Annotated in this window: 11 protein-coding genes; 7 read left to right on the top strand and 4 right to left on the bottom strand. The window is 37.1% G+C overall.

From position 1 onward, the window contains the following. Nucleotide 1 precedes the first annotated feature (1 nt). The 3 genes from C502_RS18545 (at nucleotide 2) to C502_RS0117390 (ending at nucleotide 2,402) form a co-directional block, all read left to right on the top strand. The gene (locus C502_RS18545; RefSeq protein WP_018680045.1) at nucleotides 2-559 is read left to right on the top strand and encodes a hypothetical protein; all 558 of its coding nucleotides are present in this window, start codon (nucleotides 2-4) and stop codon (nucleotides 557-559) included. A 207-nt stretch (nucleotides 560-766) separates the two neighbouring features. Further along, complete coding sequence (locus tag C502_RS0117395) at nucleotides 767-1,621, top strand: hypothetical protein (RefSeq protein ID WP_228129351.1); 855 nt, start codon at nucleotides 767-769, stop codon at nucleotides 1,619-1,621. 16 nt (nucleotides 1,622-1,637) lie between these two features. Continuing rightward, nucleotides 1,638-2,402, top strand: a complete 765-nt coding sequence (locus C502_RS0117390) for a nucleotidyltransferase domain-containing protein (RefSeq protein WP_018680043.1) — start codon at nucleotides 1,638-1,640, stop codon at nucleotides 2,400-2,402. A 259-nt stretch (nucleotides 2,403-2,661) separates the two neighbouring features. On the opposite strand, the gene C502_RS0117385 is transcribed toward C502_RS0117390, so the two are convergent. From C502_RS0117385 to C502_RS0117375, 3 genes are all read right to left on the bottom strand, one after another. Then, complete coding sequence (locus tag C502_RS0117385; protein WP_018680042.1) at nucleotides 2,662-2,976, bottom strand: putative quinol monooxygenase; 315 nt, start codon at nucleotides 2,974-2,976, stop codon at nucleotides 2,662-2,664. A gap of 12 nt (nucleotides 2,977-2,988) precedes the next feature. Beyond that, on the bottom strand, nucleotides 2,989-3,579 hold the full coding sequence (locus C502_RS0117380; protein ID WP_018680041.1) for an NAD(P)H-dependent oxidoreductase: 591 nt from the start codon (nucleotides 3,577-3,579) through the stop codon (nucleotides 2,989-2,991). A gap of 101 nt (nucleotides 3,580-3,680) precedes the next feature. Beyond that, a complete protein-coding gene (locus tag C502_RS0117375; protein ID WP_018680040.1) occupies nucleotides 3,681-4,559 on the bottom strand; it encodes a DUF4349 domain-containing protein in 879 nt (292 codons plus the stop codon). A gap of 181 nt (nucleotides 4,560-4,740) precedes the next feature. Here C502_RS0117375 and C502_RS0117370 point away from each other — a divergent pair, with 181 nt between their 5' ends. Together C502_RS0117370 and craA are read left to right on the top strand one after the other, a co-directional pair. Beyond that, nucleotides 4,741-5,112, top strand: a complete 372-nt coding sequence (locus C502_RS0117370) for a hypothetical protein (protein ID WP_018680039.1) — start codon at nucleotides 4,741-4,743, stop codon at nucleotides 5,110-5,112. 364 nt (nucleotides 5,113-5,476) lie between these two features. Then, the gene (craA, locus tag C502_RS0117365; protein WP_162147135.1) at nucleotides 5,477-6,706 is read left to right on the top strand and encodes a chloramphenicol efflux MFS transporter CraA; all 1,230 of its coding nucleotides are present in this window, start codon (nucleotides 5,477-5,479) and stop codon (nucleotides 6,704-6,706) included. A gap of 95 nt (nucleotides 6,707-6,801) precedes the next feature. Here craA and sodC read toward each other — a convergent pair whose 3' ends face one another. Then, nucleotides 6,802-7,383, bottom strand: coding sequence for a superoxide dismutase family protein (gene sodC / locus C502_RS0117360; protein ID WP_018680037.1), 582 nt, complete (start codon nucleotides 7,381-7,383; stop codon nucleotides 6,802-6,804). A gap of 483 nt (nucleotides 7,384-7,866) precedes the next feature. Between sodC and C502_RS18685 the strand changes: the two genes are divergently transcribed. Together C502_RS18685 and C502_RS0117350 are read left to right on the top strand one after the other, a co-directional pair. Next, nucleotides 7,867-10,719: a beta strand repeat-containing protein gene (locus C502_RS18685; protein WP_018680036.1), complete on the top strand. Its 2,853-nt coding sequence runs from the start codon at nucleotides 7,867-7,869 to the stop codon at nucleotides 10,717-10,719. Between the two features lie 612 nt (nucleotides 10,720-11,331). Further along, nucleotides 11,332-15,401: tandem-95 repeat protein (locus tag C502_RS0117350; protein WP_018680035.1), on the top strand; the 4,070-nt coding region annotated here is incomplete at its 3' end.

The raw sequence follows: 15,401 nt of genomic DNA, 5'->3' as shown, positions 1-15,401 counted from the left end.
AATGTCAATAAATACAACCATATTTCTAGCATTGCTACTGTTTTTTATTTTGCAAGAGACTTTGGGAAGCGATCAATCTAATAAGGTTGCATCCAATGAGTTAAATGAAAAGGCACGACTAAAAGAACGTCTTATAGCCTCAGGAAATGACAATAAATCAGAGAAATCACAAATAACAAAAGAACAGGATCATCATGTGGATACTCCTGTAAATTCAGTCGAAAAAAGAGATTTATCTAAGAAAGTGCAGTATCGAATCACTCCTGAAATTCCTAATTTTAGTCCAGATGAGTTGAACTGGAAAAAGCAACAATTGGTTCTAGAGTTATTCGTGAATGTACATGGAGATGTAGAGCGGGTTATGTTGAAAAATATGAATAAAACAGATGAGTCTGATAAAATTTTTCAAAAATTAAAACCAATATTTCTAAACGCAAAGTTTTATCCTTATCTTGAGAATGGAAAGTCAGTACCTTTTCGAACTGAACAGCCTATAGAGATTGAAGTCCCAGAAAATAAATCCTTACTTCATAAGATTTTTGGTGGAAACAATCATTAGGTAGAGCATGAATCTATTATTAAGTCGAATAAGTAAAGTTTTGCTATCGTTCCCTGACTGAAACGGAATTATGGTTCTAGAATTTTTTAATCTTTAATACTTGATTAAATAAAAGAATATCTGCTAAAAGCGTATCAAAAAATACGCTTTTTCATTATGATAATCAAAATTTTTAAATTAATTGTTTGAGATATTCGGGGAAATTCAGTGTTTAAAAAAGTTCTTTTATGTTTGTTAATATCCTCAGGGATTCAAATGATTTGGGCAGATGATAGCTTGACTATGCTTGAGCCGAGTGAATACGACAAATATCTAATTAAAGAGGGTGTTATTGATCAAAACTATAAAATTATAAACATGTTAAAGATTAATGATAGAATATTAAAAAGAAAACCTATAGATAAAGGAATAATTAATAAAAATAAAGGGGTGGAGGTTACATATACTAGATTGGATATGACGAATTTCAACCAAATAATTACTTTCCTGAACATTAATTCAAATCATGATGTGAGTAATAGTGATATTGCTTATATTGATAATCGACTGAAGAAAACGATAGGGAGAGGTTTCTGTGTATTTTTAAGTCAAGATATTCATACTAGAATTAACCCTTATGCACTCAATGTTATTTTTGAGGCAAAGGATGGATCTATTATAGATAAGACTAATTTAACTAATGCTGATTGTCATTGGGAAGATTATTATTATGTTTTAGCAAAAAAATCAAAAAAAATGCATGAACCAAGATACCGTATTAGACCCAATATGCCAAATTTTAAAGAAAATGAATTACATAATAAAAAATATGAATATGAATTTGAATTATTAGTTGATGAAAATGGTGATATTAAGCGGATAGATTCTCCTAAACTATATCTTGAAGAGGAGTCTGATGAAATTTATCAAAGAACTAAAGCAGCTTTTTTGAATGCAAAGTTTTATCCTTATATTGAAAATGGACAAGCAAAGCCCTTTTTAGTTAAACAACCTGTCGAGATAGAAGGTGAAGGTGGGTCTCTAATTTCTAAAATTTTTAAAAATATTTTTGGTAAAAAATAATAAGAGTAGTAACTACATGAACATCCACCAAGAAATCGAAAAACTTTTCCAACAACGCCAAGACATTCCGCTGTTTTATATTGAAAGTGGTAGCCGTTTATGGGGTATGGCAAGCCCAGACAGTGACTACGATGTGCGCGGTTTTCATCTACCAAGCAAAGACCAATATTTTGATTATAAAAAATATCGTGACCTGATCGAAATCATGGATGGGGATTTTGACTTTGTCTCTTATGACTTAGATAAAATGTTTGGACTACTGGCAAAAAGTAATCCAACTGTTTTGGAGTGGGTGAGAGCGCATATTGTGTACTTTAATGCTTTCCCAGAATGGCAAACCTTTCGAGATGGGTTACTTGAGCGAATCGACTATAGCGCGTTATATCACCATTACTTATCACTGGCGAAAGGCGGGATGAAAGTGATGCAAACCGCGGATAATTTTACATATAAGAAAGTGTTTTATTCAATTCGTGGTTTGATGTCGGCAGAGTTGGCAACCCAAGAAGTAATGCCTGAATTACTGATTACAGACCTATTTGCCCAAGTGTTTGAGCATGATCCATTGCGTCATTGGGCAGAAGATTATTTGGAAATTAAAAAGCAGCAGAAAGAGAAAGCTCAACTCCCTGAAGTAGAGCAAGCAGCGATTCTCAATTTATTGGAAACCAAGATTGAGCAGTTGGCTGCTAAAGATATGCAAAAAGCTGATCGTCGAGAGGGCTTAGAACTTTATTTAACGGAATATAGTCGCCATTTGAAGCAGCATTATTATAATTAAAATCATTTGCTTATGTTATTCTGTGTCTTGACTGAGTCGTATTTTGTTCTCATTCATATTTAAGATTAGCCTTCGGCTGGAGTTACTTTGGTTTTGCCCAAAGTAACCAAAGGCATTGTCATCCACAAAACCTGTCCGCTTCTTGGATCTATTTAACTCGTTCGCAGAAACAGGATCTTGTGAAAATCATGCAGGTTGTGGATGACGTTACCGAGTATCATATATTTTATGAGGAGTTGATAAATAACCAACCGTTGTTCTAAATCCCACTTTCCAAAATACGCACTTTGACATTAGCCACATGCGCTTTGGTCGCTTCAAAATGCTTTAGCATATGTATTGTTTGCATATGTGCTTCGAGGTGAGCGGTACTTTCCCATTGTTCTAACATCACAATGCTATTTTCATCTTGTGCCTGCATAGCAATTGCTGGCAGATGATCAATCAATGCGGCATAACCGTGACAACCTTCTTCTGCTAATACAGTTGGAATGATTTTTTGGAAAGCATCTAAAACTGCTTGGCGGTGTTCTGCACCTGCATGTGTCTGAATTTCTGCAATAATTGTCAACATATGATTTCTCTCTTAATGGGCAGTCGCAAAAAGCTGATCTAAATGGGCTTTGTACGCTTCGATGTAGCTTGGTACATCTGGCATTTTGATTACATCATTCACGATAAATGTAGGTAATGATTCCATACCCAAGAACTGATTGGCTTTATGGAAAGGTAAATAAACGCCATCCACGCCCACGCCGTGAAAGAATTGATCAGGATCAGTGAGCGCTTCCATTGGTGCATTCCATGTCAACGACAACATGTATTTTTTACCTTGAATCAAACCACCTGAACCATACTTTTTAGAAGCATCAGAACGGCTACGTCCATCACTCGCGTAGAGTGAACCATGACCAATCGTAAAAATATCATCAATGTATTTTTTCATTGTCCATGGGACGCCCATCCACCAACCTGGCATTTGATAGATCACCACATCTGCCCATAGATATTTTTCAATTTCGGCTTGAATATCATAGTCACTGTCGGTACGTGTTACTTGGACTGTATGACCTAAAACTTTTAAATGTGATTCTGAAAAGTCGGTCAAGGTGTCATTCAATTCACCATTCGAGTGAGCGAATTGTTTGGCACCATTAATAATTAAAATATTGCTCATAAAATTAAACTCAAAAATAGATTTCTAAAACTTGAGTACATTTTAGAGAATCTATTCATGAGTAAAAATGTATAAATAGGCAAAATACTATTGATCAAAAATCAATAATTAGCTGTTTTGTTTTCGAGTTCTATATGCTTTCGGATCACCCAAATCGTAATAAATACAAAATAGAAAGCCCAAAATTGAATCAGCCATAGAATGGTTTCTTTAAAATACGATAAACCTACTTTAAATGCTTCTGCAATTCTGGTCAGTAATGGATCACTGTCGAGCGTAGCAATTCGGTTGATATTTAAATCATGGCTTTTACGCACTTTTGCTTGTTGGAAAAATTCCAAACGAATGGTGCTATAGGCTAAACGGTCTTTCACTTCTAAATCTGTGAGTTGTTGCAGTTGATTGTTTACTGTATTCGACGAACTATTACTTTGATTCGCGGTATTCAGTTTTTCTTCTAACAGCTTTAATTCATAACGTTTTGCTTCATAGCTTTGTGTATTAAAGTTCAACATCAAAGGCAGTAGATTGTTTAAAAATGTTGTTACTTGATCATTTGGAATACGCACAGTCAGTTGTACCATCGGCGTGATTTTCTCATAAATATCCACTGTGCCATCGCTACGATCACGTTGGGAACGGTCACTGACCTGATAATCAATTTGTTTATTTTCGATATAGCCATTGTATTGCAACAACTGTTGTTCAAGGGTTGCCGTGGTTTTTAACACATCTTTGACTTCAAATTGCAGTTGAGCGCTTTTAATCAACAGGCGATTTTGTTCGAGAGCACTTTGTTGTGTGCTTACCAGCTGTTCAGGATTTTTTGCTGCATTTGCTCGAATTGTTTCACTATTGGGCGCCGCACTTTCTGTCGCTACAGATGCATCGCTTGCAGCACCTTCTTCTTTTTTCGAGCAGCCGACAATCGTACTACCGACGACTAAAATAATTGCTAATTTTTTTGCTAAATCTGACATTGGTGATGCCTAATCCGTGGTGATGTTCATGTTATAAAATTTGTTTTTTTAGTGACTTGTGACGATGTTCAAATGATTGATAAATAAAACAAATCTCTCATAAGTCACATACATTTTGTTGCTTTGAAATTCAGTTTTGCATAGTAGCATAAATGCATGTGGTAAATAGGAAAGGTACAAAATGTATAAAATTTGGATGGTTTTAGGGTGTAGCTTATTTTTAGCCGCATGTAATCAGCCGATTGCACAGTCACAGCAACAAGCAGCGGTACAAAAAAGTACAGTAATACATGCGGTTTTACTCGATCAACCAAATTTATTTCATGATGAAACTAATCTCAAAATTGATCAGCAGTTTAATCGTGCTGAAAACCCAACAGATGCGGAAATCACTGTAGAGCAAGCCCAATTAGATGATTCTGTTGCAGCTATTCGTACCGAATATGAGTTAAAGCGTGATCAAGAAGTCTGGAAGATTGTAAATAAAAAACAAAGCTATCAGTGTGCGAGAGGGGACAATACCAATAAATTCCAGTTTGAACTGTGTTCTTGAATCTCATTGATAAATTGATGATGAATAAAAACCAAACAAAAATGTGGATAACTTTTTGGTTATTCACATATCAACACAATTCCTAAGCTTTGCTCAAATTGCGGTCATTTCTAAAAAATGCTAAAATTAAGCTTGGATATTTTTCCAATAGGTAAAAATTTACCAATCTCACGTAAATAAATTGTTTTCTTATATACACCTTGTGAATACGGTGTTTTCACATTTATTACATGCGCTCTCACTGCATGAAAATCAAAATTTAATTTAAATCAAAGCCATAAAATCGTGTGCTGATGATCCTATTTTCCTTTTATTTGTGGAAATGGGCTGTATACGAATTGGTTATTTTTGTGAATAGAACATGATGACGAATAATCAGAGCATGACGTTAAACCGTATAACGCTTATGTTTCCATTAGCTTTAGTGCTATTCGAATTTTCAGTTTATATCGGTAATGATTTAATCCAACCAGCCATGTTGGCGATCACAGAACAATTTGGGGTCAGTGCAACATGGGCACCATCATCCATGTCATTTTATTTATTGGGTGGGGCAAGTGTCGCGTGGTTGCTTGGGCCGCTTTCGGATCGACTTGGGCGTAAAAAAGTATTATTGGTAGGCGTGGCATTTTTTACCATCTGTTGTTTGCTGATTTTACTCACGCACAATATTCAACAATTTCTGACTTTACGTTTCTTGCAAGGGATTAGTCTCTCTGTCATTTCAGCCGTGGGGTATGCCGCGATTCAGGAAACATTTGAAGAGCGTGATGCCATTAAAGTGATGGCATTGATGGCGAATATTTCTTTGCTTGCGCCGTTACTTGGACCCGTTCTTGGTGCATTTCTGATTGATTATGTGTCTTGGCATTGGGGCTTTGTTGCGATTGCCGCAGTTTCATTCTTGAGTTGGTTTGGTTTAAATAAATTTATGCCGACCAAACAAGAGAGCCGAGTGAGACAACCTTTTAGTTATATCTTTGATGATTTTAAGAAGGTATTCACTAATCGCCGTTTCTTGGGTTTAAGTATCGCTTTGCCCTTAGTTGGAATGCCGTTGATGCTTTGGATTGCTTTGTCGCCAATTATTTTGGTGGATGAGTTGAAACTGAGTAGTGTGCAATATGGTCTGGCGCAGTTTCCTGTATTTTTTGGCTTAATTGCAGGGAATATTATCCTGATCAAAATAATTGATCGTTTTCCATTAGGCAAAACCATTTTGATGGGCTTACCGATTATGTTGATTGGAACGCTGTTTTTAATTTTAGGCGTGATTTGGCAAACGTATCTTGTTCCTTGTTTATTGATCGGTATGACCTTGGTGAGCTTGGGTGAGGGGATTAGTTTTTCCGTCATGTACCGTTTTGCGTTGATGTCTTCGGAAGTTTCGAAAGGCACAGTAGCCGCCGCCGTTTCAATGTTATTGATGATGAGTTTCTTTACAATTATTGAATTGGTAAGGGTACTGTATACATATTTCCATATTTGGGCTTTTGCCTTAGCCTGTGTAACGCTGATTGGTTTTTGGTTTTTGCAACCAAGAGCTGCGCTGAAGCAGGTGATGTTGGAGCGTAAAGCGGAAGGGATCAATTGATCAATCAAATGCTGAGTTGATGTTTTAGCTTTTTTATAGTGTTTAAAAGATCAACAAAACTGTGGATATCTTTTTAGATACCCACAGTGCTTAAATTATTGAATGACACCACAAGCAATTCGTTCTCCACCACCACCTAAGGGTTTCGGGGTATCTGAATAATTATCTCCCCCAGCATGAATCATGATCGTACGTCCCTGAATATCAGAAAGTTTGAGACGAGGAGCGGTGACAGGTGTGATTGCAAAACCTTTGTCATTGACGACGAGTACAGGTAAATCACCTAAATGACCATTTTCTGGTGTGCCATGATTGGCAGTATTATCAGGATTTAAGTGTCCCCCTGCTGCAAGAGCAGCCCCCATTTTGCCATCTTTTAATGCAGCATCACATGAGGCATTTTCATGGATATGGAAACCATGTTCGCCAGGAGAAAGTTTCCAAAGCGCAGGGGTGATGAGTAAACCTTGTGGCGTTTGTCTGAATGAGACTGTTCCAATTGACGCCCCGATGCCATTGGCATCGACTTTATAGACTGTGGTCAACTGTTTCTGATCCGTTGTTGTCGGTTGAATTTGGATCTTAGATGCATTGCTATCTAAACTAACAGAAGAACAAGCCGTAAGACTTAGAGTAAGGTAACTGAATATTGAAAGTTTCTGAAGCAAAGAGGTCATTGTGAAATCCTTATAAGTTGTCTTTATTCAAAGATTCAAACAAAGTCTTGGATATCTAGCAAGATTTAATATTTTATTTTTTGAAATAGGATTGCTCAATTACAAGACAAAATAATCTACTTTTATTTACAGTTTTAATTTAAATTTAATAAACTATATAGGTAGAAAAAATTAAAAAAGTAGAATTTCTTCTATTAATTTCGATGTTTAATAAGAAATTCTTCTCATAAAAAAGCGTTGTAAATGTATTGCATATTTTTAAAAATAATTTGTAACAAATTGATTGTTGTTTCATCGAACTTTATATTGATTAAATAAAATGTGATGTAGAATATTAAAATAATGCAAAAATGATAATTGCATCACTAAAATGGTCGTTCGAACAGTATAAATAATAATAGTAAAAGATATTAATAGTGTTCGTTGATCATTCCAGATTTATCAGGGTAATAAGAATATTTATTTAGAAAAAGGAATAATATCATGGCGATAATAGTAATAGGCGATACAATAAATGGGACACCCGAAGATGATTATATTTCAGGAGGCGCTTTAATTACTCTCAGTCCGAATAACACCATTAATGGTGGTGATGGTAATGATATTATTTTAGGAGATACCAGTAGCGGCACTGCGCTATTAGATAAGCTAGCTTTAAATGGTTCAGCATTGACAGCGGTTAATCTGGGTTTAAACCTTGATGGTTGGTCATTGGATGAGAATCCGCTAGTTGCAGATCAAGCAGGCATTCCCCATATTTCGAATTATGTGGAAACCACGATTGGTCAAGCTGAATTTTTTCGTATTACACCACTTTTAGGGGCTGCTTTTACCGTTGATATTGATTTTTCAGATCAGGATTTAGTGGTTGAAATTGTAGATTCTTTTGGGAATGTGGTTGCAACAAATGATAATGCATCTTCTACTTTAGGTGGACTTGGTTCAAGCTCAAATAATGATCCTTACTTAACTTTCACACCACCACTTATCGCACTTCCTTATTATATCAAAGTCCATCCAGCAGACTCCCCAGTATTTACAAGTAATAGTCATTTTTTATTAAACGTTTCATATCAAAATCCTCTTGTATTGGTAAATGAACTTACAGGTATTGTTCTGTCACCAGTAGGTAATGATGTGTTGAATGGTGGAGAAGGCAATGACAGTCTGTTTGGTCAGGGGGGAGCAGATACTTTAAATGGCGGCAATGGAAATGATTTATTACATGGTGGTTCTGGTGATGACACTCTAAATGGAAATGAAGGAAATGATACCTTAAACGGCGGTTTAGGTGCCGATAGCATGTCTGGTGGTACAGGTGATGACGTTTATATTGTAGATAATGTAGGAGATGTTATTGTTGAACAATTGGATGAAGGAACTGATCTAGTTTTATCGAATTTGACACATACCTTGAGTGCGAATGTTGAAAATTTGACACTTACAGGTAGTGCAAATATCAATGGAACAGGCAATGCTTTGGCAAATACAATTATTGGAAACACAGGAAATAATATCTTAACTGGCGGCCTAGGAAATGATTTGCTAAATGGCGGAGCTGGCGCTGATGTTCTCATTGGTGGTGTTGGAAATGATACTTATATTATTGATAATGTTGGTGATGTTGTAACTGAACAAATTGGACAAGGGCTTGACCGAGTTTTCTCCAATATAACGTATACACTTGGAGCAAATCTTGAGTCCCTTATTCTTTATGGCACAGCAAATATTGATGGCACAGGTAATGAACTCGATAACTCGATTTTAGGTAATATTGCGAATAACATCTTAATTGGTGGCTTAGGTAACGATACGATTGATGGTGGAGCTGGTGTTGATTCGCTGTTTGGTGGTTTAGGAAATGATACCTATATAGTTGATAATACTAATGATGGTGTTTTTGAATCAGCAAATCAAGGAGTCGATCGTGTCTTTGCAAATGTTAACTATGTATTAGCTGACAATGTTGAAAATCTTATTCTGTATGGAAATTCTAATGTAGATGGAACGGGTAATAGCCTCGTAAATAAAATATTGGGAAATATTGCAGATAATATTTTAGATGGTGCTGCTGGAGATGATTATTTAGACGGTGCTGCGGGAAATGACATTTTACTTGGTGGTTTGGGTAATGATTCACTTTTTGGTGATCTCGGTAATGATTCACTTGTCGGTGGTCAGGGGAATGACAGCTTAGATGGAGGAGTGGGTACCGATATTATGACGGGTGGTGTAGGGAATGACACTTACTATGTAGACCAGTTAAATGATGTTGTTATCGAGCAGGTAAATGAAGGGACTGATCGTATTTTTTCTAAAGTGAGTTTGAGCTTAGCTGCGAATGTCGAAGATTTAATTCTGGCTGGTACATCCAATATTAATGGAACGGGTAATGAGCTTGCAAATGTACTTCTCGGTAACGCAGGAATTAATATATTAGCAGGCGGTTTAGGGAACGATAGTTTGGATGGGCGAGAGGGAGCAGATACTCTCCTTGGTGGTTTAGGCGATGATACTTATTTTGTAGATAATATTGGTGATGTCATCACTGAATTATCCAATGAAGGGGTAGATCGTGTTTTTTCTAATGTGAATTATGTACTTTCTGCAAATGTAGAGAATCTCATTTTATTTGGCACTACAAATATCAGTGGTACAGGGAATGAACTTGCAAATAGTTTATTGGGTAATTCAGGCAATAATCTCCTTATAGGTGGTTTAGGTGATGATCGTCTTGATGGTGGTATTGGAGCAGACACTTTAGTGGGTGGGGGAGGTAATGATACTTATTTTATTGATAATGTTGCAGATAGTATTACTGAGCTGACTGGCGAAGGAATTGATCGAGTTTTTTCAAGTGTGGATTACACCTTGGATAGTAATGTAGAAAATCTAGTATTAACAGGTTCTTCAAATATTTTAGGGAATGGTAATGAACTAGCGAATACCCTACTTGGAAATGGTGCGAATAATGTACTAGATGGTAAAGCTGGTAATGATATCTATACTGCAGGAACAGGAGTAGATACAGTTATATTTCATTTATTATCAAATACAGCAACAGGAGGTAATGGTACTGACACTTGGACAGATTTTGAGGTTGCCTTAAATGCAGATAAAATTGATGTTAGTAATCTGTTGATTGGCTTTAATGGTAATCAGGATTTAGCCACTGTGGATCAGTTTTTATCAGTTGTAGATAACGGAAATGATGTCAGAGTATTTTTGGATAGAGATGGAAGTGGAACAAGTTATAGCGATAGTTTGTTACTAACCTTGAAAAATGTAGATATAAGTTTGCAAATGTTATTAGATAATAATCAATTGGTGCTTTGATATACCTTAATATCATTTTATAATTTAATATAGAAATTGTAATTTTTTATCATTTACTTCTTGATTTCAGTAAAACCCAAAATTAAAAATATTTTGGGTTTTACTCTTTTTAAACTTTATTTTCTGCTTTTATTTTTTCTTCTGGCTGTCAATTTTAATGGAATAAAGTTGAATAATTATTTGATTTTTACTTTTATTTATCATTGTTTGTTGGTGTGTGTTTTTTTTATTTAGTTAAAATAATTAATCATTTTATTAAGAATTTTATTATAAAGAATGTTCTGTATATTTTTTTGCAATTAGTATTATTTAATAAATACATATGAATATACTTGAAATTTAAAATAAGTATTTGATAAATATAAATAAAAAATATTTTACATGTCGTAACAAATAGTTTGTTTTTTGATATATTTGTTTCATTCTGTTTGTATAATATGATGTAAAATATGATTGGTATAAATAATTGTGATTTATTTGTATTTAATATCATAAAGAAGCTTTTAAGCGATAATTAATATTATTTTTTATTAAAGGCGTTGCTGTAAAAGCTGTGTTTTGGGAACTGTTTAATACAATTTAATTTAAAATGGATTATATAAGGGGATACTCATGCCAATTAATCTAGCCAGTTATGCACTGAGTGGTGCAAAAATAGCATTTTTTGATAATGGTTCATTTGTGGACACTGCTGGAGGGATAGGCGCAGAGTCTGATAACCTACAAGCAACACTAAGTTCACAGGGACATATTGTTTCAACCTTTACGGATTATAGTGCAACAGGTTTGACAACAGCTTTAAGCGGAAAACAAGTCTTGGTAATTCCTGAGTTAGAAGTAGGTTCCTTGGGTTCTGCTTTGACTACTCAAGCGAAAGACGTAATTCGAGATTTTATTAGTGATGGTGGTAGTCTCATCATTGGAGGTTCGAGTGGTTCAAATGATACTTTGCTACTTAATGATTTGTTTGGATTCTCTCTGACAGGTAATAATGCAAATACTGCGACCAATCGAACAGGTACAGCAACAGGAACGACGTTCGCTGATGATCCCACATCATTGCCTTGGAATGATGGAACCTATTCGTTGAATACCAGCTCACTCCCAGCTGGTTCAAAAAGTGTTTTTGAGGCTAGTGGCGTTACTTCTGTAGCGGTCATGCCTTATGGTGCTGGTCAAATTAGTTATATTGGCTACGATTGGTATAACGCTGCACCAGTAGGTACTCAAAATGGTGGTTGGCTACAAGTTATGTCCAGTGCAGTTAGCACAACTAATGCTGTGCATGTCACTGATAGTAGTTCTACTGGAACTGAAGATACTGCTTCGATTTCAGGATCAGTAAGTGGTACTACTCCTAATGGTGGTACTTTGACTTATAGCCTTATTGGTACTGCTCCAACAGGTTTAATCTTCAATAGCAACGGTACGTATACATTAACACCACAAGCCGCTGACCAAGGTCTAGATAGTGGTGAAAGCCGCGTTGTGACTTTCCAATATCAAGCGAATGATGGTACAGCAGATTCCAATATAGCTACGGTTACCGTGACGATAAATGGTGTCAATGATGCACCTGTTGTGCCAGTTACAGTAATTACCACTTTGACTTTTGAAAGTGTCGATATCACAAATCTCTATCCAGATTCATATCCTGGAATTGGTGATACCTATACCAAAGATGGTTATGTCCTTACAGTTGGTGCTGGGCAGCACTATGATAGTGCTGATGCAAATGGTCTATATTTCCATAATGGTTCTGCCAATTCAAACTATGATGCGATTGCACGTTTAACTTATAATAATGGCGCATTATTTGATTTAGATGGATTTACCCTGAAGTTGGGTTATGCGGCAGAAGTTCGCACGAGTTTAAATCCTGGCACCGTATTAACATTTCCTGCTGGTGTAAATACAGTTAACTTCCAAGGTGTGACATGGATTGAGTTCAGTCCGATTGGAAATGGCAGCACTGATGGTAATCAGATTTACCTTGATGACGTTATTGTGCGCCACACCACGATAACAGTAACAGGTAGTGAAGATGATAGTGCAATTACGGGTGTCGCACCTGCGACAGATGTAGATGTAGAGCCGCTTACATTTAGTTTGGTTGGTATTGCCCCAACAGGTTTAACCTTTAACAGTAATGGCACATTCAGTGTCGCACCGCAGGCGGCTGACCAAGCATTAGATGATGGTGAAAGCCGTGTTGTAACCTTCCAATATATTGCAAATGACGGCACAGCCAATTCAAATGTAGCGACTGTTAATGTCATTATTAATGGTTTAAATGATGCACCTGTTGCAGTTGATAGTACTGCATCAGGTAGTGAAGATGCATCGATTACAGGTACTGTTGCAGCAACAGATGTTGATGTTGAACCACTGACTTATAGCTTGGTTGGAACTGCACCAGCAGGTTTGACTTTTAATAGCAACGGTACTTTCAGCCTCGCACCACAAGCAGCTGACCAAGCCTTAGATGATGGTGAAAGCCGTGTTGTAACTTTCCAATTCAAAGCTAACGATGGCACAGTTGACTCTAATATCGCAACAGTAACTGTGACCATTAATGGTCTAAATGATGCAGCTGTTACGACAGATACGACTGCTTCGGGTACAGAAGATGATGCCTCGATCACAGGTACCGTTGTCGCAACAGATGTTGATAATGAAGCATTAACTTATAGCATAGTGGGTACTGCCCCAACAGGTTTGACCTTCAATAGTGATGGTACATTCAGTGTTGCACCGCAGGCGGCTGATCAAGGCTTAGATGATGGTGAAAGTCGTGTTGTGACTTTCCAATATGTTGCTAATGATGGCACAGTTGATTCAAATGTTTCGACGGTTACTGTAACAATTAATGGTGTAAATGATTCACCTATTGCCGTTGATGGAAGTGCGTCTGGTAGTGAAGATGCATCGATCACAGGTACAGTTGTTGCAACAGATGTTGATAATGAACCATTAACTTATAGTTTAGTGGGTACTGCACCAACAGGTTTAACTTTTAACAGCGACGGCACATTCAGTTTAGCACCACAAGTTGCTGACCAAGCATTAGATGATGGTGAAAGCCGTGTTGTGACTTTCCAATACCTTGTGAATGATGGAACACTTGATTCGAATAATGTAGCAACGGTGACTGTGACTATTAATGGTGTAAATGATGCAGCCATTACAGTTGATACTGCGGTTTCAGGCACAGAAGATGATGCCTCGATCACAGGTACAGTTGTTGCAACAGATGCTGATGATGAACCATTAACCTATAGTGTGGTTGGAACATCTCCAACTGGTCTGACTTTCAATAGTGATGGTACATTCAGTCTCGCACCACAGGCGGCTGACCAAGGCTTAGATGATGGTGAAAGCCGTGTTGTGACTTTCCAATATGTTGCTAACGATGGCACAGTTGATTCGAATGATTCCACAGTTACAATTACCATTAATGGCGTTAATGATGCACCAATTGCTTCGGCTCCTGTTGTGAATACAACGTTAACGTTTGAGAGTGTGGACATATCAGAACTATATCCAGCTTCATATACTGGTATTGGTGATACTTATACTAAAGATGGCTATGTTCTTACCGTTGGTGCTGGTCACCACTTGGATGGTGCTGATGGGAATGGTTTATATTTCCATAATGGCTCAGCAAATGATGACTATGACACGATTGCACGTTTAACTTATAACAGCGGTGCATCGTTTGATTTAACATCATTTACTTTGAAATTAGGTTATGCAGCAGAAGTACGTACTAGCTTAGACCCAAGTACAGTATTGACCTTCCCAGCAGGTATTAACACTGTAAGCTTCCAAGGTGTGACATGGGTAGAATTCAGTCCAATTGGTGATGGTTCTTCTGATTTCAATAATATTTACTTAGATGATGTAGTCGTAGGGCACGGTGGCGGTTTACAGACAGCTACAGGTACCGAGGACGATGCATCGATTACAGGTATTGTTGGCGCGACAGATATAGATGTAGAGCCACTTACATTTAGTTTGGTTGGAACTGCCCCAACAGGTTTGACTTTCAATAGTGATGGTACATTCAGTGTTGCACCACAAGTTGCTGACCAAGCATTAGATGATGGTGAAAGCCGTGTTATAACGTTCCAATATGTTGCTAACGATGGCACAGTTGATTCAAACGCAGCAACAGTGACTGTAACAATTAATGGTGTAAATGATGCAGCAGTTGCATCCGATGCAACCTTGAGTGGTACCGAGGACGATACTTCGATTGACGGTACAGTTGTTGCGACAGATGTTGATGATGAACCATTAACCTATAGTTTAGTTGGAACTGCCCCAACAGGTTTGACTTTCAATAGTGATGGTACATTCAGTGTTGCACCACAGGCAGCTGACCAAGGCTTAGATGATGGTGAAAGCCGTGTTGTAACTTTCCAATACCTTGCGAATGATGGAACAGTTGATTCGAATGTAGCAACAGTGACTGTAACTATTAATGGTGTAAATGATGCAGCAGTTGCATCCGATGCAACCTTGAGTGGTACAGAGGATGATGCCTCGATCACAGGTACAGTTGTTGCAACAGATGCTGATGATGAACCATTAACCTATAGTGTGGTTGGAACATCTCCAACAGGTTTGACTTTTAATAGTGATGGTACATTCAGTCTCGCACCACAGGCGGCTGACCA

This window comes from Acinetobacter tjernbergiae DSM 14971 = CIP 107465, from assembly GCF_000374425.1.
Taxonomy (GTDB): Bacteria; Pseudomonadota; Gammaproteobacteria; order Pseudomonadales; family Moraxellaceae; genus Acinetobacter; species Acinetobacter tjernbergiae.
This window is presented reverse-complemented; position numbering and strand designations above follow the sequence as displayed.